16 protein-coding genes are annotated in these 24,081 nt (G+C 41.1%); 8 read left to right on the plus strand and 8 right to left on the minus strand.

What is annotated here, in order from left to right:
- From VNZ46_RS05610 to VNZ46_RS05620, 3 genes are all read left to right on the plus strand, one after another.
- Positions 1 to 1,628: DUF4962 domain-containing protein (locus VNZ46_RS05610; RefSeq protein WP_325559134.1), on the plus strand; the 1,628-nt coding region annotated here is incomplete at its 5' end.
- Positions 1,629 to 1,709: 81 nt separating this feature from the next.
- Positions 1,710 to 5,759, plus strand: a complete 4,050-nt coding sequence (locus tag VNZ46_RS05615; protein ID WP_325559135.1) for a two-component regulator propeller domain-containing protein — start codon at positions 1,710 to 1,712, stop codon at positions 5,757 to 5,759.
- 8 nt (positions 5,760 to 5,767) lie between these two features.
- Positions 5,768 to 6,796, plus strand: a complete 1,029-nt coding sequence (locus VNZ46_RS05620) for a LacI family DNA-binding transcriptional regulator (RefSeq protein WP_325559136.1) — start codon at positions 5,768 to 5,770, stop codon at positions 6,794 to 6,796.
- A 50-nt stretch (positions 6,797 to 6,846) separates the two neighbouring features.
- Here VNZ46_RS05620 and VNZ46_RS05625 read toward each other — a convergent pair whose 3' ends face one another.
- Complete coding sequence (locus VNZ46_RS05625) at positions 6,847 to 8,304, minus strand: alpha-L-fucosidase (protein WP_325559137.1); 1,458 nt, start codon at positions 8,302 to 8,304, stop codon at positions 6,847 to 6,849.
- A 261-nt stretch (positions 8,305 to 8,565) separates the two neighbouring features.
- Here VNZ46_RS05625 and VNZ46_RS05630 point away from each other — a divergent pair, with 261 nt between their 5' ends.
- Positions 8,566 to 9,213: a GIN domain-containing protein gene (locus tag VNZ46_RS05630; protein ID WP_325559138.1), complete on the plus strand. Its 648-nt coding sequence runs from the start codon at positions 8,566 to 8,568 to the stop codon at positions 9,211 to 9,213.
- A 107-nt stretch (positions 9,214 to 9,320) separates the two neighbouring features.
- Here VNZ46_RS05630 and VNZ46_RS05635 read toward each other — a convergent pair whose 3' ends face one another.
- The 7 genes from VNZ46_RS05635 to VNZ46_RS05665 all read right to left on the minus strand — a co-directional run bounded on the left by VNZ46_RS05635 (position 9,321) and on the right by VNZ46_RS05665 (position 20,944).
- Complete coding sequence (locus VNZ46_RS05635; protein WP_325559139.1) at positions 9,321 to 9,746, minus strand: DUF2846 domain-containing protein; 426 nt, start codon at positions 9,744 to 9,746, stop codon at positions 9,321 to 9,323.
- Positions 9,747 to 9,873: 127 nt separating this feature from the next.
- Positions 9,874 to 11,691: a right-handed parallel beta-helix repeat-containing protein gene (locus tag VNZ46_RS05640; protein ID WP_325559140.1), complete on the minus strand. Its 1,818-nt coding sequence runs from the start codon at positions 11,689 to 11,691 to the stop codon at positions 9,874 to 9,876.
- Between the two features lie 10 nt (positions 11,692 to 11,701).
- A complete protein-coding gene (locus tag VNZ46_RS05645; protein ID WP_325559141.1) occupies positions 11,702 to 13,960 on the minus strand; it encodes a beta-galactosidase in 2,259 nt (752 codons plus the stop codon).
- Between the two features lie 110 nt (positions 13,961 to 14,070).
- Positions 14,071 to 14,547, minus strand: a complete 477-nt coding sequence (locus tag VNZ46_RS05650; RefSeq protein WP_325559142.1) for a DUF5018-related domain-containing protein — start codon at positions 14,545 to 14,547, stop codon at positions 14,071 to 14,073.
- A 16-nt stretch (positions 14,548 to 14,563) separates the two neighbouring features.
- Positions 14,564 to 16,462: a RagB/SusD family nutrient uptake outer membrane protein gene (locus tag VNZ46_RS05655; protein WP_325559143.1), complete on the minus strand. Its 1,899-nt coding sequence runs from the start codon at positions 16,460 to 16,462 to the stop codon at positions 14,564 to 14,566.
- Positions 16,463 to 16,482: 20 nt separating this feature from the next.
- Entirely contained in the window at positions 16,483 to 19,758 is a 3,276-nt protein-coding gene (locus VNZ46_RS05660; RefSeq protein ID WP_325559144.1) for a TonB-dependent receptor, read from the minus strand.
- A gap of 172 nt (positions 19,759 to 19,930) precedes the next feature.
- Positions 19,931 to 20,944 carry a FecR family protein gene (locus VNZ46_RS05665; RefSeq protein ID WP_325559145.1) on the minus strand — a complete coding sequence of 338 codons (1,014 nt, stop codon included), beginning with the start codon at positions 20,942 to 20,944 and terminating at the stop codon, positions 19,931 to 19,933.
- A 137-nt stretch (positions 20,945 to 21,081) separates the two neighbouring features.
- Between VNZ46_RS05665 and VNZ46_RS05670 the strand changes: the two genes are divergently transcribed.
- The 4 genes from VNZ46_RS05670 to VNZ46_RS05685 all read left to right on the plus strand — a co-directional run.
- Entirely contained in the window at positions 21,082 to 21,663 is a 582-nt protein-coding gene (locus VNZ46_RS05670) for an RNA polymerase sigma-70 factor (protein WP_325559146.1), read from the plus strand.
- 134 nt (positions 21,664 to 21,797) lie between these two features.
- Entirely contained in the window at positions 21,798 to 22,481 is a 684-nt protein-coding gene (locus tag VNZ46_RS05675; protein WP_325559147.1) for a phosphonatase-like hydrolase, read from the plus strand.
- Positions 22,482 to 22,512: 31 nt separating this feature from the next.
- Positions 22,513 to 23,601, plus strand: coding sequence for a zinc-binding dehydrogenase (locus tag VNZ46_RS05680; RefSeq protein WP_325559148.1), 1,089 nt, complete (start codon positions 22,513 to 22,515; stop codon positions 23,599 to 23,601).
- The coding region (locus VNZ46_RS05685; protein WP_325559149.1) for an MFS transporter at positions 23,594 to 24,081 on the plus strand (488 nt) is incomplete at its 3' end. The genes VNZ46_RS05680 and VNZ46_RS05685, both read left to right, overlap by 8 nt.

A 24,081-nucleotide genomic window follows, 5' to 3' on the forward strand; every position in this document is an offset into this window, starting at 1 on the left:
TTGCTACGGTAGCGGTCATAAACGATGTGCCCGAGGCTAAAGAATGGTTAACCTATATGTATGAGGTTTGGTCGGCACGTTTTCCTGTTCTGGGCACCACAGATGGTGGCTGGCATGAAGGTAATGGCTATTTCAGAGTTAATTTTAAGTCTATTATTTACCTCTCGCAAATGTTCGGGGATTTTAGCGGTGTGGATTATTTCAAACTGCCCTGGATGCAAAACCTGCCTTATTATATGTTGTACACGCATCCGGTGGGTTCGGCCAGTACAGCCATAGGGGATATGTGGGAAAACATTCCTACAGTAGTTAAAGGAGAAGCCTGGTTTGCCGATGCATTGACTTTTAGAGAAAGTAACCCTTATTTAAATTGGTATGTTGCCGGAATTAAGGCAGGAAATCCCGGGTATTTTCATGGTACTGACGATTTTTTGTTGTTCCGTTTACTCAATTATAAACCCAATAACAAACTCCAGGAAACATCTCCGGCTCAACTGCCCAAATCCCGGAAATTTGCGGATGTTGGTGTGGTGGCGATGCATGAAGATCTGGCACATGCAGATAAAAGCCTGAGCAGTTATTTGTTCAGCAGCCCCTTTGGTTCTTCGGGACATGGTCATGCTTCCCAAAATGCTTTTACGATTAATTATAAAGGCAAAGTTATTTTTGGAGGGACGGGTTATTACAGCAATTTTAGCGACAAACATAACCTGTTGTATTATCGCAGCTCAAAAGCCTATAACACGATCTTAGCCGATAGCTTGAACCAAAAAATTGGAGAAGAGGGCTATGGCTGGATACCCAGGGCAATGTCGGGTCAGAACATTCAGTATGCACTGGGTGATGCCAGCAATGCGTATGGCGATGTTAAAAGTGAATTTTGGCTGGACCGGTTTAAGCAGATTAACGTAAGGCCCGACAAAACAAATGGTTATGGTGAAAGCGGTGTAACGCTTTATCGCAGGCATATGCTGCAACTGGAAGGGGGCTATATTTTGCTGTACGATGAGCTGGAAGCGAATAAGCCTGTAAAATGGACTACACAGTTTCATGCGCCATATGACGAGATCGAAACACAAAAAAGCGGCAATACTAACGAACAAAGTTTTGGCGTAAAAACCGATTTGGGCAAGGTAAATGCCAGCGTATTTGCAAATGCAGCTTTAAACTTAACTGTGCATAACAAGTTTTATGAAACTGCAGTAAACTGGAATAAAGTAACTGACGATAATGGAAACATCAAAGAGTTTAAAGACCAATGGCATGCAGGTATTACCTCTCTGCCGGCACAGAAATTCAGGTTTTTAACGGTGATCCAGATTAAGGATGGTCAGGCTGAAGTGATTAAAACTTTGTCGGCCAGTAATGGGCTGTATCATCTGGAAATAGGAGAGTGGGATATTCAAGCGCAGCTGGACGGCACCAAACCAGCGGCCTTGCAAATTTCAGGTAAACAGCATCCGTCTTTATTCAGCTATGGCAATTTGCCAATTCATTTTCTTGGAAAAGATTATAGGCCACAACTCGTGGGAAGTTCTATGTTATTGGAAATGAATGGAACCACATTGAACAAAAAAGAGGTGGTGGATGAATTACCTGATGTTGCCAAATTTGACAGGCAGCCCTAAATGTTTCAAACATTTAATTATCAGGAAAATAATTAGGAACTTGTGGTCAGGTTGTGAGAAGAATATTTATAAAGGGTCTTTATGTTGTATAGAAGTTTATTGTTAGCCATTGTGCTGGTGCTGAGCCTGACTGGTCAGGCTCAGGTTAAAGAAAGGCATTTTCGGAATATTTCTATCAATAAAGGCCTTTCACAAAGTACCATTTTTGCCATTAAGCAGGATACCCTGGGCTTTATCTGGATGGGGACACAGGATGGCTTAAGCAGATATGACAGTAAGGGTTTTAAGATTTACAGGCCCGTAAAATCAGATCCGAAAAGTATCCAGTCTTATTATATCCGTACGCTATTTGTAGATCATAAAGGGAGTTTATGGGCGGGGGGCAACCAGGGCGTGAGTTGTTACAATTATGCTACAGATAACTTTGTCAATTATAAACTGCCCCGCAGCCTGGGTGAATGGTATGTTTCATCTATCACAGAAGATCCACAGCACACCATCTGGGCTACTTCCGTTGTTGGTGGTATTTTTAAGTTGAGCGCAGGCGAGTCTCAGTTTAAGCAAGTCAACTATGATTCTTTTAATACAGGCATTAAAAGAGTAGTTTATATTGGCAGCTGGAAGCAGGAGGTTTTAATAGGCACAGAGGTTGGCCTTTTTAAAATGACGGGCCCAAAAAATAAATTAGTAAAGGTTGATTTGGGACCCGATAAGCCACCAATTAATGATGTCTACATAGATGGAGATGTTTTTTGGATAGCCACCGAAGGGAAAGGAGTTATTCAATACAATGTTGAAACGGAACAGAAAAAGTTCTTTCTGCATTCGCCTGGTGTTAATAGTGTGGCAGATAACAATATCCGATGTGTTGGAAAAGATGTGGACGGAAATATTTGGCTTGGAACCTTTCGGGGTTTATCAATCCTGAACACCTCCAGTTTAGCATTTGAGAATTATTTTCATCAGATTTCACAGCCCTATACCATTAGCCAGAATTCTGTGCGCTGCATATTTCAGGATCGTCAAAAAGCTATGTGGCTGGGTACTTATTATGGTGGCGCAAACTATTATCATAAAAATGATATCAAATTTAATCTCCTTAGTCAGAATACAGGAAAGTTGTCTTTAAATGATGAGGTGATTAGCGTGATAAAACAAGATGTGAAGGGGAACTTTTGGATTGGGACTAATGATAAAGGGCTAAACTACTGGGACAGGCAAAACAATACCATTGATTATTTTGCCTATAGCGATAATAAGAGCAACAGTCTTGGCTCTGGTAACATCAAGGCGATAGCATTTGATGGAACTGGAAAACTACTGGTTGGAACACATAACGGGGGACTCAATGTACTGGATCCTCAAACGGGTCTGGTCAAGCAGTTTCGCCATAATGAAAATGACCCGAACAGTATCGCCGGGGATTTGGTGTACAGTGTGATCCGGGATTACAAGGGGCGGGTCTGGGTAGGTACAAGGTCTGGCCTGGATCAGTTTAATCCGCAAAGCCAAACTTTTACACATATCCTTCTGGATAAAGCGGGGAAAAGGCTCACTTCAGATGATATTACCTATCTGTTTGAAGACAGTCAGCATCGGATCTGGATTGGTACAACCAATGGGGTCACCCTTTTTTATCCGGATAACTTATTGTTCGATAATCCAACGGAAGGAAAACTAAGTGAGGATATTGTAAACTGTATTATCGAGGACCAAAAACACAGAATCTGGGCGGGCACCAGAGAAGGCTTAAGGCAATATAACGAGAATAAGCAAACCTTTGTCAGTTTCAACGCCAATAAGGACCTGATCAAAGGAACTATTTATGGTTTACTGCCCGATGATGAAGGGAATCTTTGGGTTTCTACGAACAGTGGGTTGGTGAGGTTTAATCCTGATACCAAATCAGCCCAGATTTTTGATGAGTCAGATGGTCTTCAAAATAACCAGTTCAATGATTATGCTTTTTGCAAAGCTGCAGACGGCATGCTGCTGTTTGGAGGTATTAAAGGTATTTCTTATTTCTATCCTACTGATATCAAACAGAAGCCCCTGCCCTTATCCCTTAAATTCACAGGTCTGGAGGTGTTTAATAAAGCGGTTTCGGCCGGTGATGAGACGCAACTGCTTGGAAATCATATTGACCAGCTGACTGAGTTGAGGTTTGCGCCGGAATTTAAACAGTTTAGTATTCTGTTTAACACTTTTAACTACGTGTATTCCAACAGGACCCACTATTATTACAAGCTGGTTGGTTACGATACCGATTGGCAGAAGACGGACAATTTAAAGGTAAGCTACAGTAACCTGCGGCCCGGAGATTATCGTTTTCAGATTAAGGCTGCGGGTCCGAACGGGGAGTTTAGTGCAGTGAGAGAACTCAGTATTGTTATCCTTCCCCAATGGTACAACACCACCTGGTTTTACCTGTTGCTGCTGGCGCTGGTTACGGCTGCTGCTTATATAGCTTATAGAATCGTTTCAGAACGCATCAAGGCCTTGCATCAGCTTAAATTAGAACGTATTGACAAAGAAAAGGTGAGTTACATCAACCAGGTAAAAATGGACTTCTTTACCAATGTTTCCCATGAGTTGAGAACCCCGCTTACGCTGATCCTGGCGCCGCTTGAAGAATTGATGCAAAAACCAACCGCCGACAAGACCTTATCTAAAAAATACGAGATGATGCTGGTTAACGCCAGGAGATTGTATAATCTGGTAGATCAGTTGTTTGAATTTAGAAAAACCGAAACCGGGACCAGGCCGTTAAAAGTGAGCAAAAGTGATGTTGTTAGTTTCATACACGAGATTTATGTTTCTTTTAAACCTTTGTCGGAAAAGAACCAGATCCATTACACCTGCCACTCCGGGCATGCGAAGCTTTCTTTCTATTTTGATCATGATGCTATAGAAAAAATACTCTTTAACCTGTTGTCTAATGCTTTTAAGTATACCCGGGCTCAAGACAGGATTGACATTGAACTCACTACAAAAAACGATTTCGCCGTGATCAAAATAACGGATAGTGGTGTAGGGATAAATGAAAGTGATTTATCCAGGGTTTTTGATCGTTTCTATCAGGTCAATAATCAGGAAATGAATCTGGGCTCTGGTGTTGGCCTGGCTTTTACCAAAAGACTGGTGGAACTGCACCATGGTACGATTACCGCAGAAAGCAGCCCAGGTAAAGGGAGTGTTTTTACCGTGATCATCCCAATGAATGATGTTTTTTATGAACAGGATTCAAAAGCTGAAAGCCCCCTGTATGAGCTTTCTATGGTTACAGATGAAGAAGCTATTCCAGACAGCCACGAGATGTACCAGGATACGGAGGAGGAGCCTGTTCTGCTACATGAAGATCCTGCGCAAAAAAGCAGGATCCTGCTGGTGGATGATAACAAGGAAATCTTAGCCTATCTGCAGGAATATTTTCAGGAACGCTATGTGGTTGAAATTGCTTTTGATGGAAAAATGGCTTTGGAAATATTGGAGATCCGGCAGTTTGATCTGATTATAAGTGATGTGATGATGCCGGAACTGGATGGTTTGCACTTTTGCAAACGGGTAAAGCAGAACATCAATACTTCTCATATTCCTCTGATCCTGTTAACCGCCAGAAATGAAGCCAGCCAGCAGATCAGGGGGCTGGAAATGGGCGCGGATGATTATGTGACCAAGCCATTTTCTACAGCCTTACTGGCCGCGAAGGTGACCAATTTGCTGCGTTCTCGTAAGCGCTTAAAAGAATATTATTCGACCAGTAAAGAAATTGTACCGGAGAATATTGCGTTCAATACACTGGACGAGGAGTTTTTGAAAGAGGCCATTTCTATTATAGAGTTGCACCTGTCAGATTCGGAATTTTCTGTAGATAAGTTTAGCCGGGAAATAGGGATGAGCAGGTCTAACCTGTATTTAAAGTTGAAGGCGATTACCGGGGAGTCTGCTACTGATTTTGTAAAGCGCATCAGGTTTAAGAAGGCTGTAGAGCTGATCCAGTCTAAACGGTACACCATTGCACAGATTGCCTATATGTGTGGATTCAATTCGCCTTCTTATTTTTCTACAGCGTTTAAGCAATATTATGGTTGCATGCCAACGGAATACCTATCTTTAAATATCAATCAATAGCATCGGGTATGAACAGCGCAAACAATAAGAAAGCAAGTGGCCAGAATATGACCATCAGGAAAATAGCAGAAGATCTTAACCTCTCTACTTCTACGGTTTCCAGGGCGCTTTCAGACAATTACCAGATCAGCTCTGCCACAAAGAAAAGGGTGAAGAAATATGCGGCGGATATCAATTTTACGGTGAACAAGTTTGCCAGCGGATTAAGAGATGGCAAAACGCAAACGATTGGTGTAGTGGTTTGCTCCATTGACAGTTCATTTATTACCCAGATCATCAATGGGATTTACGATCATTGTAACGATACAGGTTATCAGTTTCTGGTGATGCAGAGCAGGGGGTCTTTTACGAGCGAGCAGAATTGTGTGAAAATGCTGGTGGGCAATAGGGTGGATGGTCTGCTGATCTCTCCGAGTTTTGATAGTACGGACCTGACTTACCTGAAGAACCTGCAGGAAACAGGTTTTCCTGTTGTTTTATTTGACCGCATCAGTGATCAGATCCAAACACACAAAATAGCTGTTGATAATTCGGGGGGTGCTTTTAAAGCTGCTCAGTATCTGCTGGATCAGAACATCAAAAGAACCCTGGTCATCAGTTGTAAGCAGGAAGTTTTTTTAAGCAGGGAAAGGTTAAATGGTTTTCTGGAAGCCATGAAATACAGTGGAATAGAGCAAAGGGAGGAGTTGATTGCGCATTGTGATCCTTCTAATCCTGAAGTATTGCAAGCACAGCTCACCAGGCTGTTTACAGAGAATTTTATAAACCATCAGCATGCTGAGGCAATTTTTACGACAACGGATTCTTTTACGACCGCGGCAATTAAGGTGTTAAATAAACTTGGACTGAAAGTGCCGCTGGCTGGTTTTTGCAACAGTGATCTGGCGGATATATTTTCTGGACAGCCTACAACGATCTATCAGCCTGCTTACGAATTAGGCAAACTGGCGGCGAAGCAATTGTTGTCGCTGATTAAAAACAAAGAGGAAGATTTTGAAACGGTGTATCTGCCTACTAAATTGATTGTCAGAAGCTAAAGGGAGGTGAATTTCTTTGAAAATTTTACCCTGGCAAATTGCGTGGAATGTTAATTTCCCACGCCTACTTCGCTTACTGTTGCTTCTTCAACAGCATCTAAAATTTGTAACTTGATGTATCTGGTTTTTATAGGCGCAAATGTGGTGACTTTAAGATCGCTGGTTTTATTCCATCCGGCTGTTTTTATCTGTTGGTAGTTCTGATGATCTGTCGATACGGATAATTCGTATTTGGTGATCACCCCGCTATAGCCTTTCAGCTGTGCTGGGAGATAATAGAACTTACTGATGGTTTTTTCTTTGCCCAGATCAAGAATGATATAGCGGTTCTTCTCTGGCGAAAATTTCCAGAAGGTTTGAAAGGCCACAAATCCGCCACGGTCTCCCACCAGATCGCTTATTCCATCAATCATTACATCAGCCGTACGCTGTTGGAGTAAATCCGGAATGGGAGAGCCCAGGTCAGCCGGCCCTGCGGGTTCTATGAAGGCCTGGCCATCAGAAGATGAAATGGATTTCGCAGCCATGTACTCCTGTGGAATGATGGGTTGTTTAGGCAAGGGAAGTCTGTTGGACAGGGGTTTCCATAATTTGCCAATGGTCTTGAGATGGTCTACTGCTTGTTGATCGAAAAGACCGTCACGATTGGGTCCAATATTGATCAGGTAATTACAATATAATGGAACCACACGTTGCAATTTGTCTAAGGTATAATGGATGTCTTTAACCTGGTTCGGGGCGCCAGGATGCCAGAACCATCCATTGGTAAGTGTAAGTGCCATCTGAGATGGATAAATGTTATTGCCCATTGGATAAATTCCTTTTGGCCCTTCGTAATATACAATATCCGTTTGTAAGGGGCTGTTACCGTTGTGCTCTGCGATCAAACAATTGGGCTGCAGCTTTTTTACATGGTTATAAATGCGTTGGTAAGAAATGGCCCGGTGTCCCAGTTTCCAATTCCAGCCGTCAAAAATGATCATGGGTATTTCTCCGTAGTTTGTAAGTAATTCGGTGAGCTGGTTTATTACAAATTCTTCTTCTTTTGGGCCGCCCTTCTCTACGCCGTTGTGACGATCCCATATAGAAAAGTACAGACAGGGTTTTAAACCGCGGCTGCGAAAGGCCTTTACATATTCGGCAACGATGTCTTTTTTTACAGAACTGTTGGCAACATCATAATCGGTATACTTACTGTCCCACAAACAAAAACCATCGTGATGCTTGGTGGTCAGGATACCATAAGTCATACTGGCCGCTTTACAGGCATCAGCCCACTGGTTACAATCTAATTTTGCAGGATTAAATTCTTTTGGATTGTGGTTTGGGCTGGCCCATTCTTCGTCGGTAAAGGTTCCCATATTAAAATGGATCATTACACCAAACTGCAAATTGACAAAATCGGACTGGAGTTTAGGGAGATCGGACGATAACTGTGATTGTGCCTGAATGTGACTTCCCACCAGGAGAAAGATAGTCAGAATAAGGATGTTTCTTTTCAAGTCCATATTGTGTGATTTAACCGCTAATTTATTGAGGTGGTCATAAAATACCTACATGCTGATTTGCTAATGCTGACGCTATATTGACCATTTGGAGGATCTGTTTTTTAGAACTTATTCAGATTACTTGCGGCTGGTCGTGAATATTTGGCTGTTCGTCGATGGTTACACTCCCGTTGGTCTAATAGCGCAAAAACTACTGCAACGTTTGGAGGGTGAGGGCGTCTTATGTACAAAGAGAATTTAAAAAACTTAAAACATAAAGATATGAAAACCGCTATCAAAACCTTATTCGCAACAGCTTTAACAGCTATCGTTTTAACTTCATCTGCATTTACAACTTTTGCAAAAGAAGGCGACAAAAATCCTTCAGAAATCTCTGCTGTTTCTGGATTTAATATGATCAAAGTAAAAGGTAATGTAACTGTTTACCTGCGTCAGGGAAATAAAGAAAGTTTCCGTGTGGAAACAGATCAGCCAGAAGCTAAAATTTCTTTCAAAAGAGATGGTAATAAGTTGATTATTGCTGCTGCTGATGACCAGGCCTCAACTGTTTATCTGACCGTGAAAGATTTGAAAAGAATTGATGCTTCTGAAAATGCTGTTGTAAAATCAACTGGCCGGTTTAACTTGCCTGTACTCCAGGTTTTTGCACAAGACAATGCAAAAGTAGAGGTGAATGTAGTTGCGCAGGATGTGTATACGGTGATCAAAGATGCGTCTTCATTGAAATTAAGTGGATCAGCTGACCGCCATGTATCGGTAAAAGGAGAGGCCTGCAATTTAAATGTAACCCGCTTTGCCGTATTGAAAACCACTTCTTCTACGCCGTTATTTGCTGCTGTTCCTGATCTTGATGCACAACTGGCTGAGGCGGTTAATCTGGTTGTGATTTCCGGTAAAAACTCTAAATAAGGGCAACCTGACCAATATAAACAAAGAACGCAGTGCCTGTACAGGCACTGCGTTCTTTTTGTGTGATGTTAATTTGAATTGGAGAGGATCGGGGCCATTAACAATCTCTATTTTGTTGTTAAGCAGTTTTTATTTTCAGTAGCTTTTGCCAAAAGAGGATCAGCGGAGTTTTTAGTAATTTCCTGACAAGTTATTTTATTTGCATAACCAGACTGGGTACTCACTACGCTAACATAGTTTACCTTACCTTCAGCAACTGTAATCTTTAATGGTGTTGATTTTTTTCCGTTGGATATTCCTCCGCTGGATACACTAATCGTGTGGTCACCCACGCTGATGTTATGTATAGAGTAGGATTTGTTTTTTAGTTTACAAACCAACTGGCCATCAAGATACAATTTGTAATTGACTGCAGAACCAGTAAAACCTGTAGCACGAATCAGGTAAACCTGTCCTGTTTTGTCTTGTGAAAAGGCACTGAAAGAAAGTGTAAGGATAACTGCTAAAAAAGCAAAGAATTTGATTGTTTTCATAGAGATGAAATTTGTGGTTAATGAAATATAAATGTAGGAACATATTTCTATGTTCCTGATAACATCGGATAAAACAATTTGTTTTTGCCAGTGACAGGTTGATGATTAAATGCTCTTTTCTAATTCATTATTTTCTCACAGTCGGTATGATTTCGTTCTTTATATCGGTTTTTATATCTCCCTTATCCATGTTTTGTAATTGTATCACCGACCCTATTGTTTCAAACTGATTGTCTTTAATTTTCACGCCGGTACAGGCGGTTAAATTAAATTCAGGTCTTTTTTGCCCGGCCGGCATAAAATCTGATTTTTCAATTTTATTATGGATAAAAGTGAGACCATTTGTACTCCTGGCCTCGAGGATCGGGTAATCATAAACTTTAAAGGTGTTGTTTTCTATGCGGATGTTCTTGTGTACATAGTATTTTGGCACCAGTTGATGGTTTTGAGGATTAATGTTAATTACGTAATTATTGGGGAATGAATTGTATCCACATTCAATAAACTGATTGTTACGGATCGTTACATCAGTTACAATTCCGGATTCATACCAGCCAGATGCATCGTTTTCTATCAATATGGCATGCATCCCGGTTCTGTAGTAGACGTTGTTTTCTACGATTACTTTACGACGTGTTGTAATCAGATTTCCACGGGATATGGTACGCTCAAATCTGGAGTTTTTGATCGTTACGGATGGTGTCCAGGTTATATTTTCCAATGCATCGCCGATTTTAAGCTCGGTGTTAAAAGGCTTTTGCATTTCTACCAACATCTCCCTTTCGTTAATCAATTTTGCTGTTTTAACCATGCCTTGTGAAAAGATCTGTAACGAAGCGGGATGTAGGTAAGCAACGCTGTCGCCAGCTATATAAGCATTAAAACCATAGCTTTGCGGATGCATAAACCGGAGTTTCAGTTCGGTTGGCGATATGATTTCGCTTACAATGAGATGGGTGCCATGTACATTTACAGGGTCGTCATGTAAGCCATTAAACCGGCAATTGCTGATGGTGATCTGTCCTTTGCAACCAGAAAAATGCATTCCATCAGCTGATGAAGCAATTACACGACCGCTTCCCTTTTCGGGCTCTACATAAACACTGTCAAAGCTTAGGTTTTCAGAAAACTGTGATACTATGCCCAATCCATGCATGGAGTACATTTTAAGATGGTGCAGGGAGATATTTTTAGAGCGGTTATTAAATGCGCCTACATAATCGCGATAGGGATCTCTTATCGTAAGTACGTCACCTTGTTGTCCCTTAAATTTTGAAAAATCTCCAGTAAATTTTACGGTTAACGGAGCTGTTATTTCGGCTTTGCTATTCAGGAAAGGAGTCCAGTTGCTATAAAATAAAGTTCCTTCGGCAGGCCGTACCAAAACGGCATGATAATTTTTAGGTGTCCATTTTTCTCCGTACCATTCTAACCGGCCTTCTACAATAGCAAATTTGCTGTCAGGATGTATTTTTGCAGTAATTGAGCTTGCTGATAAATCTTGTAAAGTCATCTCAGACATACCCGGACGTTCATAATTGATCGCCAGGTTTTGGATGCTGATATTTTCACAACTGTCCAAAACCCAGGTAATCATTTTGCCATGAAAAATAAATACGGATCCATTACCTTCTATCGTGATGTTTTTTTGCCCTTTTAGAAATAAGCCAACCCTTTGTCTTTTTATTGGAAATTCTTTCTCAGAAGAAGAGTTCGAAATATAATAATGGGTTTCGGTTGCCTGATCTGGCCAGAAATCATATCGGCCCTTTGGGAAATTTAATACCGATTTGGGTTGCTTGTTGGCAGCGGCAATAGCTTTCTTTACACTTTCAGTTGCATCAGCAAAGCTGTTGGGTTTGGCGCCAAACTTAGTTACATCAATGACCTGAGCACTGACCTGCAGACAGCAACCTACTAATAAAACGGCAAGATATTTTTTCATGTTTATAATTTCAATTTTTAAGTGCAAATACTGTTTGGTACTGGGGCACTGCTTTAATGCTTTTAAGTATAGTTCCTTTGGTTTTTATTTCTTCAACCAGATTTGCTGGTACACCTGTTGTTTTATTGTCCCAGTCTATAAGGCTAAGCTCTACATTACTTTGCTTTGAAAATCTTTTTAAAGCAATTTCCCAGGTCGTTCCGTTATAAAGGTTATCCGTAATGTATTTGTCCTTTTGTGTTATTTTACAGGCATTGCCTAAATAATTAACGTTTAATATCACATCGTTTAGATTATTGGGTAACGCAGAGGGTAAGCTGACAACAGCTGTTTCTTTTTTAGGATAATGAACAGATACTTTTGGGATATAGACTTGTGTTTTTTTCTGGTAAGTATCAAATAACGCAGTCTTCTGAGCAGATGCTTGTATCTTTTGATTCGTAAATGCATTCAAGCCCCTAGGGTAAACCATCAGCTTAAAATTGGCCTGTCCAGCTTGTTGTAAGGTGATTTTATCATTTTCAGCCAATACATCCGCATCTGTAATAAACAAGGCATCCTGATTTTTTAACTTGATCCGCCAGGCATTTTCAGTTTGTTTACGGGTTAAGAATACGAGTGTGATCTTGTTGCCATTGGTATCTGAAAAACTTAGAACGGAGTTGTTACTGGATGTTAACTGCAGTTCCTTATTTTTTATCTGAGTTACCCAGCCTTTAAAACCCTTGGGGCTAACACTACCCTTAGCCAAGGCCAATTGTGGTTTTACTCCCGGCAGTTGCTGAAAAAACAGGGTGATGTTTTTGCCATTTATCAACCTTGCAAATGGTTGTGCGGTTACATATTTAATCACTGCCGAGCCTGCTTTTAAATTAAAGGGCAATATCGCGGTAGTCTGGCCTTTAAGGATGAGTTCAGGAAAATTGATCGTTTCATCGGGTAAATTCACCTGCATTTTTACCGTTTTATCAGGCATGGTTACCCGTACCTGGGTATTTCCCAAAAATAAAAATCCACTGTTGCCTTTTGCCCTGGCCACATACCTTAAGTTTTGGGTATCCATTTCATCTCGTACCGGATTTTTCGGTTCATATACCTGCATTACAGCCAAATCGGTTCCGAAATCATTAATAAAAGTATGCAGGACCTTCAGGTACTTATAGGATGGTCTGAGTATTCCGAATTCACTTATGGGCGATTGAAAATCGTAGCTTTCGGGAAGGCCCGGCTCTTTTAGTCCCGGGGTTTGGGTACCACCATGAAACATGTAATAGCCGATAAGGTTCATGCCTCGTCCGATCTGGTTTTGAAGATGCGCTTCCACGACTTCGGGTTGAACCACGAAACGATTGGCAAACATCATCTGGCTTCCGCAACCTTGTTCGCATAAACCTTTTGGAAAGCTGTTTACATCATAAAATACTTTACCCAAAGCATCGGTCATGATCCATTGGTCGTTGCCATATAGAAAATCTTTGGTTGCACCGCCACCACCTTTTTCCCAGCCTCTGTAAGGATAAGAGCCTTGCAATGGAATAACCTCCATCTTTTTATCATCAAATACGGTATTCGCAGTTACTGACCAATACACGGGATTGATCTGTGTTTGCTGAGCAATTTCTTTCAGCTTAGAGATGTGCTCTGCCTGTCCGCTGGCATATTCATTTTCCAACTGAACACCAATAATTGGCCCTCCCTGCACAAAATACAGGTCTTTGGTTTGCTCGCTGATCTGGTTAAATAATTTGGCCGATTCTGTTAAATAGGCTGGATCATTGCTTCTGTGGCCTTTCATTTTTTGTATCCAGTCCGGGTAACCGCCATTGAGTTGTTCGCCGTGGCTCCATGGACCAATGCGTAACCAAACGTACATATGATTTTTTTGGCAAAGGCTGATGAATTTTTTAAGGTCCTTGTTTCCTTTCCAGTCCCACACATCCTTTGCAGTTTCGTGTTCGTTCCAAAAGATATATGTGGCCACAACGGATAGGCCGCCGCTTTTCATTTTGATGATTTCTTTTTCCCACTCCCGGGGCAATACACGGTTGTAATGTATTTCACCCATGAGCGGAAACCAGGGTTTTCCGTTTTTTTCAAAATACTGGCTGTTTGCTGAAAGTATTGTCCCATCAGGTGCCTTAGCAGACATTGGGATATCATTTTTTTGTTTAACCGGGGTGTTGAAAATGTCGATTTTGTAAACCTGCGCTTTTAATTGGGATAGAAAAGAAATGCACAGGGCAAAGACAATTAATCTTGTTTTAAGCATATGGTGGTTTTATAGGAACAAGTTACGAATTTACCAGGGGGTCTGAGTTTAGCAGAAAAAAGAGCCGTTAATTTCTAACGGCTCTAATCAAATTTAGCGCGCTAACCAGGTTATTTATTAAATGCTGTCACATTAATTGTCCAGACCCTGCTTGTGCCATTTGCAGCTGTAATGATGTATTTCAGGGGCTTAGTGGCATCTGTGGGATCACCAAGTGCCGGTGTTCCACCTGTTGGTACAATGGTGGCTGCGGTTGATATGTTCATATAGAACCAGAGTTTGGTTTGTACCACCTTTGCCCGTTCTGCGGCGGTAAACTGACCATTTGCATCCGGCACTGTGATCACTACGTTTATAGTCGAATTGGCTTTATCAATGGTTTGTACAATGCCTAGTTTTTGATAGGCCACAACAGGCTGGCCATTCATGGTCTGACTGCCGTTAAAGCGGTATTCTACATTGACTAAAGTAATTTCGTTACCGTCAGACAATGGATAATCGACCAAATCCTTTTTTAAACAGGAAGACAAGGATACGAGCAGCAATAAGGCGAGCAGATGAGATATGATTTTAAATTTTCTTTTCATGATGAAGGGTTTTTAATTACCAGCCAGGGTTTTGAGGTCCGAAGTTGGAGTTGTTATCGATAAAGCTTTGCGCAATTGGGAACAGGTATCTCCGGGCAGGTTCGAACTTTCTGCTGTCATATTGCTTGCCAAAGGGTCCTGTTACGATAGAAAATGATTTATGGTCTTTGGAAACATCCATTACACGCATGGGCTCGGTGAGTTCTCTGATGGTTCCTCCGGGAGCAATGCCGTCATTTGCATCACCGCCAAATCTGCCCCAACGCAATAAACTATAATAGTGATCATTCTCTTGTACAAGTTCAACCCTTCTTTCTCTTTTGTAGTCTTTCCAGGCATCGGCCAATGTGCCGGCCATGGAGGCGGGAAGCTTGCCATGGAAAGTTCTGGTTTTATTCAAATTCAAAACGGCATTTGTTACATCTCCTTTTAGCAAATAAGCCTCTGCCAGGTTTAGATACACTCTTCCCAAACGCATGCAAACATAATGATAATCGGTACTGACGGTATTAACGTATGAGGGCGATACATTGGTGTATAGGCCCTTGCGCCAGTACATGTTGCTTAAAGTGCATTCATATCCGCCGCCGTTTATTGTTCCCAGAAACCTTCCTGAATTGCCTTTTAAGCAGGTGGTAAATAATTCGCCATAAAAAGAGGAATTGTCACTGATGATAGACGCTTTCCATCTGGCATCTCTGTTTTCATTGGTTAAAGTTAGCATGGTTTCTGTACTGCCTGGTTTAATACGTCCCATTTTTACCACAACATCATTATTCAGTTTGGCTGTTTTATCATCCGGAAAACCTGTTTTAGCAAAAGGGGCTATTACGTTTACGCTTTCGTCTACAGCATTGAGGTATTGGGAAGTCTGGTTCCAGGGTAGTACTTTAGTCGGATCAGCCTTGTCCACAGTTAAGTAATCATCTGTTAGGTTTTGCGCAGGAAAGTTTTCTGGCCAGCACTCAAAAGGAACAGGTTTATTAAACAATGGCGAGCCACCAAAATTGATGATCGTTTCGGGCTTAATATTAGGTACCATGTTCTGCATAGGCGTGCTTTGAATGGTGGTATTGATGGCCTTATTGTAAATGGCAAAAATGATCTCATTGGAGGTACTTTTAGTTTCATTAAACATGCCTTCGTAATCGGGTTCCAGTGCATAGCCGCCACTCATCACAATTTGTGCATTGGCAATCACCTTGTCCAGCAGGGGGTCTGCGGGGTTTACATTTGGTGCGGCCGGATAGTTCTTATAAGCCAGGGCCTGCAAACAGACCTCTGTTAAAAATGCTGCTGCTGTATATTTATTTGCCCTGCCGCTCACTTTGGTTGCCGGCATATCGGCCACCGCATCTTCCAGGTCTTTAATAATATAATCGTAGCTTATTGTAGGGTTTGCTGTACTGGGTAGTTTAAGATTATCGTTTTCTGTCAAAACCTTATCTATCCAAACAATCCGGCCTGTTCTTCTGGCAATATTAAAGTTAGACATTGCCCTTAAAAACTTGGCTTCTGCAACCAGTGTTTTTTTATCTCCATCAGCAATACCGGCAGATTCGGTTACATTTTTGATAATGACATTGCAACGGCGTATGTCTCCCCAATTGTTAAAACCATAATCGCTTTGGTTGGTTAAGGTTTCTGAAAATATCGGGAATACATTATTGCCGGTACCCCCCGAAGTTATGGTATTTGAGGTGTAAGCATCGCCCAGTGTGCTTAGATCTAAGCCATTTCGATAACTGTTCATAATGCCATATGTTGCAAAAACAAAAGTTTCGGCATTGGCTTTACTGCTCCAGACTACATCGGGGCTAATTAGATTTAGGGGGTCTGCATCCAGAACTTTTTTACAAGAGCTTAGTACGAGTAAACTCGCAAAAGACCATATGATGAATATATTTTTTTTCATTTTCTTTTAAATTTTTTTAACTAAAAACCTACGTTTAAACCGATTGCAAAAGTGCGCTGAATAGGATAACCGTAATTGTTGGTATCTGATTCCGGGTCGATAAAGTATTTTGTACTGTTTGATGATTCCAACAGATTTGTACCCGAAATAAATAAACGGAGCTTTTGGAAAGGCGCTTTTTTAAGCATACCTTGCTTAAAATCATATCCTAATTGCAGATATTTTAGCCGTACATATTTTGATTTGATCAGCCAAAAATCGCTGGCGGTATAATTATTATTTCCATTTACTGAGGTTGAACTCACAGCTCTTGGAAAAAGGGCATCGGTATTATCCGGGCGCCAGTAATCTGTTTGAAAAGCATAAAAAAATTGATTTTGCAAATCTGAGCCCTGAACGGCATTACCAATATAACGGTCCCTATCGCCGGAACCCTGAACTACAGCACTAAAAGAAAACCCTTTGTAACCGAGGTCAATGGTTATTCCATAGTTGATACGGGGAAAAGTGTTGCTTCCGATTCTTCTCTGGTCATCACCATTGAGCTGTCCATCACCATTAAGATCCTGATACCTAAGGTCGCCTGCACCTACATTGGTAGAACTGATGCGACGGGGGCCTGTTAACAGTTGATCATTTGAGGTATAAAAACCACTGTTGAAATACCCGGTTTGCAAATAGCCGCCTGTTGTATTCGTTGTTCTTGTATACGGGTTTTTCAGGGTTGCTTCATCATCACCTGGATAACGCTCCCACAATGAATTGTAACGGGTAAAATTTAAGCCGATTTTATAGGTAAAATCACGGATGGAGCTGGACCAGTTGATGTTAAAATCATATCCTTCGGTACGCAATGCGCCTTCTGTAAAATTGATCTGTGGCAGACCGATACCTAATGTTTGAGAAAAGCGAGGGTCGCCAGTCACGAAACCAGTTCTGCGGGTATAATAATAATCAAACGTACCGCTTAGCCTGTTGTTTAAGGTGGCGAACTCCAGAGCCATATCTCTGCTGGCTATGGTTTGCCAGGAATAGTTGCTGTTTGGTAAACTACCCGGTTCTGAAGTGCCTTGTACTAAATTACCATTAACCACATATGCTGTTGGATTAATACTGTAAGAGGGAACATATCCAAAGGCACCAACACCTGTCTTATCACCCAAAACGCCATAGGAGCCTCTTAATTTTAAAAAGTCCAGAATGTGTTTATCTTTTAAAGACTGCATGAATTTTTCTTCAGATACGATATAATTTCCAGAAATGGCATAGAAAGTACCCCATTGGTGGCCGGGAACAAACAAATAATCTCCGTCGCGTCTTATGGATCCCTCAATGGAATATCTGGATTTGTAACTATAGGTTAAGCGGCCAAGCAATGCTGCTCTTGCTGCTTCAGATTCTCCTCCGCCTACAGATTGATCAATGGCAGGGCCCGCAATCAATTGGTCATAAATGATCTGATAATTTTTTCTGTTTCCTGAAATGTTTGAAGCCTGGTCGTTCTGACGTTCGACGACGCCGGTAAAATCTATGCTGTGGTCTCCGAAGGTTTTATTGTACAGCACATAACCTTGCAAGGTTAAGGTGCTTCCCTGGCCTTGTCCTACACTTAAGCTTGGTGCATTGCCATAGATCGGTGTAGTACTGTTTAGGTTATAAGCCGGAGCAAGGTAGTTCCAGTTTTTGCTTACATTATTGTAGGTGGTATAGGCACCGTTGACCTTAAACTTTAAGCCATCTAAAAAATGAGCGGCATATTCTAAACCTAAATTGGCGTTTAGAATTTTGGCTAAACCCTTATTATACCCTGATTTAGGGTCTAATTCTCTTACCGGATTGTCTGGCTGGGTGGTTGGTAAACCAAATTCGTTAACGGCCAGCTGCGCTGAACCTCTGTTTTGGATATGGCTGTATATAGCTCCAAATCCAGGCCCAGGTGTAATATTGCTTTCTATGAACCCATCTAATCCAGCTGTTACCTTAAGATTCAGTTTCTCAAATTCACTGGTGGTATTTAAACGGTAAGTGGTGCGTTTATTGTAGTTTTGATCCGTTTTTAAAATACTTCCCTGGTCATAATATGAAAGACCTGCATAATAGGTTAACTTTTTAGTGCCTGAAGTAACGGATAAATCATGCCGCATTTCTGGTGCAAAATTCTTCATGGTTAAGGCTTGCCAATCGGTATTTGGGAAGTTAAACGGATCCGATCCGGTGCGTAGCTTCTCTAAATCGGCGGGAGATCTGAAAGGGCTTCTGCCTTCATCGGCATACAACCTGTTTAAAGCGAGGGCCTGATCATAAGAACTGATCTTTGTAGGGAATATTGTGGGTTGCGAAAATATCTGATTGTAGGAATAATCAATACTTGTTACGCCTTCTTTTCCTCGTTTAGTAGTAACCAATACCACACCATTTGCACCCTGATTGCCATATAATGCAGTGGCACCAGCATCTTTCAATATGGAATAGCTTTCAATATCATTTGGATTTAAATTAGAAAAATCGTTGGCTGAGCGTACAATATTATCGATAACAAAAATGGGACTTTGCCCGCGTATGGATATACTGCTTTTGGTTCCCGGTGCCCCGTCACCTGCAGTAACAATGACGCCCGGCACTCTTCCTGCAACGGCGTCGTTGATGGACTGAACCGGAATAGGAGCTACATTTGTCATATCAAGGGTAGCAATGGCACTGGTGGTTTTTCGTTTGGTTGTTGTTCCATAGGCCTGTACAACGATTTCATCCAGATTGTTACTCGCTGATTTTAAGGTGACCATCATTAATGAACCGGAAGCGGGGAGTTCTACCGTTTCAAAACCGATCAGGGAAAAGACCAGTATAGCATGATCGGGGACTTTTAAGCTGAATTTCCCGTTGGCATCCGTTGCGGTACCCTTTTTTGTTCCCTTTATAAATACGGTAACGCCAGGTAAAGCGATACCTGTCGTATCCTTAACTATTCCGGAAACCGTAAGTTCATTTGTTGCCTGCTCTTGATTTGAAATCGTGATTAAACCGCTGTTTGATATACTAAAGGTCAGCTCTGTATCTTTTAAAATTTGTTTTAATACATCTGTAACCAATAAATCTTTAGCCTCAATGGTCACCTGTTTTGTGACTGGGGCAAAAGTTGAACTGTACACAAAACGATAATTGCTTTGCTTCTCTATTTTCCGCAGTACTTTTTCAATACTCATACTTTTCACATCAAGCGAAATCTTTTGCTGGGAGAATACACTTGCCGTTACATGAAGGCAGGTCAGTAATACCAGGAGAAAGGTGAGTTTCATTATTCTAATGAATTTGGAAAACGGTCTTATTCTCGGCCATTTTTGGTGGAAGTAATAATTAATCATATTTTTGTTTTTTGGTTTAGCAATTTTTTGACAGCACATTGTTTGCGCAGTAACTGTCATTAATAAGGATCAAAAAATTAAGGGCGGTGGCTTCAACACCGTCCTTTTATTTTGATATGGTGATGGTCTTTTCTTTTATCTCATAGTTAAATTTTCCTGTTCTTTTAAGTGCATTTAATACTTCAATTATACTTTCATTTGTGAATGTTCCTGTAAATACATAGTTCTTTACTTCCTCTGATTTAAAAATGATTTGCACGTCAAACCATCTTTCCAACACGCTTTTTATATCAATAAATCTTTGGTTAAATATTTCCAGATTATTTTTTGTCCATGCCGTTTCAACTATGGTTGTATCCCGGACTTTCTGGTAGGTCTTAATAATGATATTCTGAATGACGGGATGATGATCAGAATACTTTAGTTGATTGTTCTTAATAAACATTATCTTTTGACTAGGCCGTATTGTAATGGTTTTTTTGTTACCACTGGTGGGTTGCATGCTGATTAGACCACGAATCAGGGTGGTTTCAGAGGTTTTGTCATTTGGATAGGCTTTTACGTTAAATGCCGTTCCCAGTACATTGATGTTGAAATCTGCAGTATGAACTTTAAATGGTTTGTCGGTCTTGTGCGCTACATCAAAATAGGCTTCACCAACTAGATTTACTTCCCTGGTTTTTTCATTGAAATCTTTCCCGTAAGTGAGGGAACTCAGAGAGTTTAACCATATGACAGTGCCATCGCTTAAGGTGATTTGTTTTTTCTGCCCTTTTCTTGTCTCAAACCTAACCAGTAACCCCTCCTGGTTGCTGACCTGAACAGTACGGTAGTAAAAGAATGCAATGGCCAGACTTGCTATGAGCAGAACAGCGGCAACGGATAACCAGCGAAGGATTGGATGAAGTTTGCGTACAGGGCTGCATTCAGGGAAGGTTTCCTGTTTCAGCCTGGCATATAAAATTTCGTGTATTTTGGCCTTATTGCCCATTTCCGGAGTCCATTCATAATCTTCCAGTTTGTAATCATCCTTAAAATTGTCTAAGAATTCCTTTTCCTCAGGCGAACAATTCCCCGACTTGTACTTTTCGAAAAGTTTTATAAACTCGTTCCTGGACATATTTTAATATTTGGTATCATATACATAGTGCCAAATATTGTGCAGCACACACATAAATATTTCTTATTTCTTTTTGCAAAACTATTGATTAACTATGCAAAGGTATTTAGCAGAAATAATCTACATTTATATTCAGTATGATAAAAGATCAACCTTCCGACTCAGAATTATGGAAGCAGATACAGGTGGATAACAACAAAGCTTTTGAGGTGTTATTTAACAGGTATTGGTCTTCGGTGTATACCACATCTTTCCTGTACTTGAAAGATGAGGAGACTTGTACGGAACTGGTGCATGACATTTTTGTAAGCATATGGCGCAACAGGCATTGCCTGGAAATTTCTTCTTTTAAAAATTATTTAAGCATGGCATCAAGGTACCAGGTTTATAAATTGATAAGAAAAGGAAAGGCGAATCCCATCACGCTTGTTGAGGAATATGATTCGATTCCCAATTCTGGTTATGCGATGAATCATGGGGAGGAAAAAATCAGCTATCTTGAAATGGAAAACAGCATTGAGGCTGTTTTGAAAAAATTACCGAAAAAGTGCAGGGAAATTTTTATCCTCAGTAGATTTGATAATTTATCCAATCAGGAAATTGCAGAAAAATTAGGGATCTCGAAACGTACTGTGGAGAATCAGATCACAATAGCTTTGAAGGCACTCAGGGTTTCCATTAAAGTGGTGCTTTATTCCATTATTTTCTTCAATATATGAGTCATATAACTCTATAACTTAACATAAATTTAACATCATTACCTCGTTTTAAATGTAAACAAATGTTTAGTTTTGCTAAACAATAACCTGCGTTTACTCGTCTGTGTAATTGTGCGAATGAATTTGAATAGAATATGAAAGAAAATAAAATAGCTATGGTGGTTTTCGATATGGCGGGAACTACAGTGAATGAAGACAATCTTGTTTATAAAACCCTAAAAAATGCCATCAATAATGCGGGCTTTGACTTCAGTCTGGAGCAAGTGCTTGCACAAGGTGCTGGTAAGGAAAAAAGGCAGGCCATCCGCTCTGTGCTTTCTACTTATGGCGGAATCATAGATGAGGCATTGACTTCAAGTATATATGATCAATTTATAGTTGCCCTTACTGATGCTTATGCTAAAGAGGAAATATTACCTCAACCGAATGTTACTGCCGTTTTTTCGGCACTGAGGGATAAGAATATTTTGGCTGTTCTGAATACAGGTTATGACAGAGCGACAGCCAGTTCGATTATTGAAAAGCTGGGATGGAAGGAAGGTGTAGAATTCGATGCGCTGGTTACTGCTTCTGATGTTTCAGAAAACAGACCTCAGCCGGATATGATTGAGTTTGCGATGAAACAGTTTGATATTACGGACAGCAGCAGTGTGGTTAAGGTTGGAGATTCAACGATTGATATTGAAGAAGGGCAGAATGCAGGTTGTGGACTGAGTATTGGTATTACTACAGGTGCCCATACGGCTGTGCAACTCCAAACTGCCAAGCCCAATTACATTATAAATGACCTTATGGAGCTTCTGCCACTGGTCTCCTAAAGGATTCAGGAACTGGATTAAAAAAAATAGAATGAGCAAGGCAAAACTAATGATTTTTGAGGGGCATGGGCAACCTATGTCGTTACAGGAACAGAATATCCCTGATTTGAAACCCGGAGAGATTCTGGTTAAAAACCGATATACCTCTATCTGCGGCAGTGATTTACATACCTACTGTGGCTTGCGCCAGGAAAAAGTACCTACGGTGCTGGGACATGAAATTGTTGGAGAGATCCTGGCATTTGCTCATGGGCATGATCAAAAAGACCATCTCGGAGATCAACTGCATGTAGGCGATCTGGTAACCTGGAGTATTTTTTCTTCTGATCCGGATTCGGAGATGTCCAGAGCGGGGATGCCCCAGAAGGGAACCGGACTGTTTAAATATGGCCACGCACAGGTAACTGCTGCTGATGCACTTCATGGTGGCTTGTCTACGCACTGTATACTTAAGCCAGGTACCGCTGTTCTTGGAATTTCAAAAGAGGTCCCTTTACCAGTTGCGGCCATTATTAATTGTGCTGTGGCTACTGTTGCAGGTGCACTGAGACTTGCGGGTAACCTACAGGGGAAAACAATACTCATTACAGGAAGCGGCTTACTGGGGATGGTTTGCGCCGCCATGTGTAAAGATGCTGGAGCAAGATTTATTCACATGGCAGATATCAATCTTCAGCGCCTTGAACAGGCAAATGATTTTGGTGCAAATGAAACCCATTTATTAACAGACCCTACTGTTCAGTTGCCTGTTGGTATCGACGTGGCCTTCGATATGAGCGGTTCTGCCGATGCCATGGAAAATGGCCTCAATGTACTTGCGATAGGGGGAACCGCGGTATGGATAGGGGCTGTGTTTAATACCCGCAAGGTACAGGTTGATGCCGAATCTGTTGTTCGAAGATTAATTACTATTAAGGGCTTGCACAATTACAATTTTGAAGATTTTGTTTATGCGGTGAATTTCATCAGTAAAAACCATCAGGTATTTCCTTTTGAAAAGGTGGTTTCAATGGAGTTTAGTCTTGCCGATACCAATGAAGCTTTTGCGTATGCAGTAGAATATAAACCACTCCGGGTGGGTATTAATTTAGACCAGCAAACAAACCAAACCAATGGATAAAAAATTTAGGTTCCGGCAGTGGACAATGCTGCTGGTGACCATGTTCTGTTACCTGTTCTTTTATACAGGCAGACATAATTTTGGCTGGGCTGTAAAAGGAATGGCTGCTGAACTGCATATTCCTTATACCACTATAGGCTGGATTAGTTTTTCGATGTTGATCGGCTATTCTATAGGCCAGTTGATCAATGGAAACCTGGCCGATCGCCTGAGTGCAAGATTAATGGTTTCTGTTGGGGCTTACTTATCGATATTAACTAATATTGCTATTAGTTTTTCCAATAGTGCGACCATGATTATGCTGCTCTGGGCATTAAATGGTTATTTTCAGTCGATGGCCTGGGCACCCGGGGCAAAGCTGATCAATAACTGGTGGGGCGAAAAAGAGCGTGGTAAGGCCTTTGGTTTCTATACCATGGCAGCGGGATTATCTTCGGTAGTTACTTATCTGCTCTCTATCATTTTGTTGCAGCAAGGATA

It is taken from the genome of Pedobacter sp. (assembly GCF_035566355.1).
GTDB lineage: Bacteria > Bacteroidota > Bacteroidia > Sphingobacteriales > Sphingobacteriaceae > Pedobacter.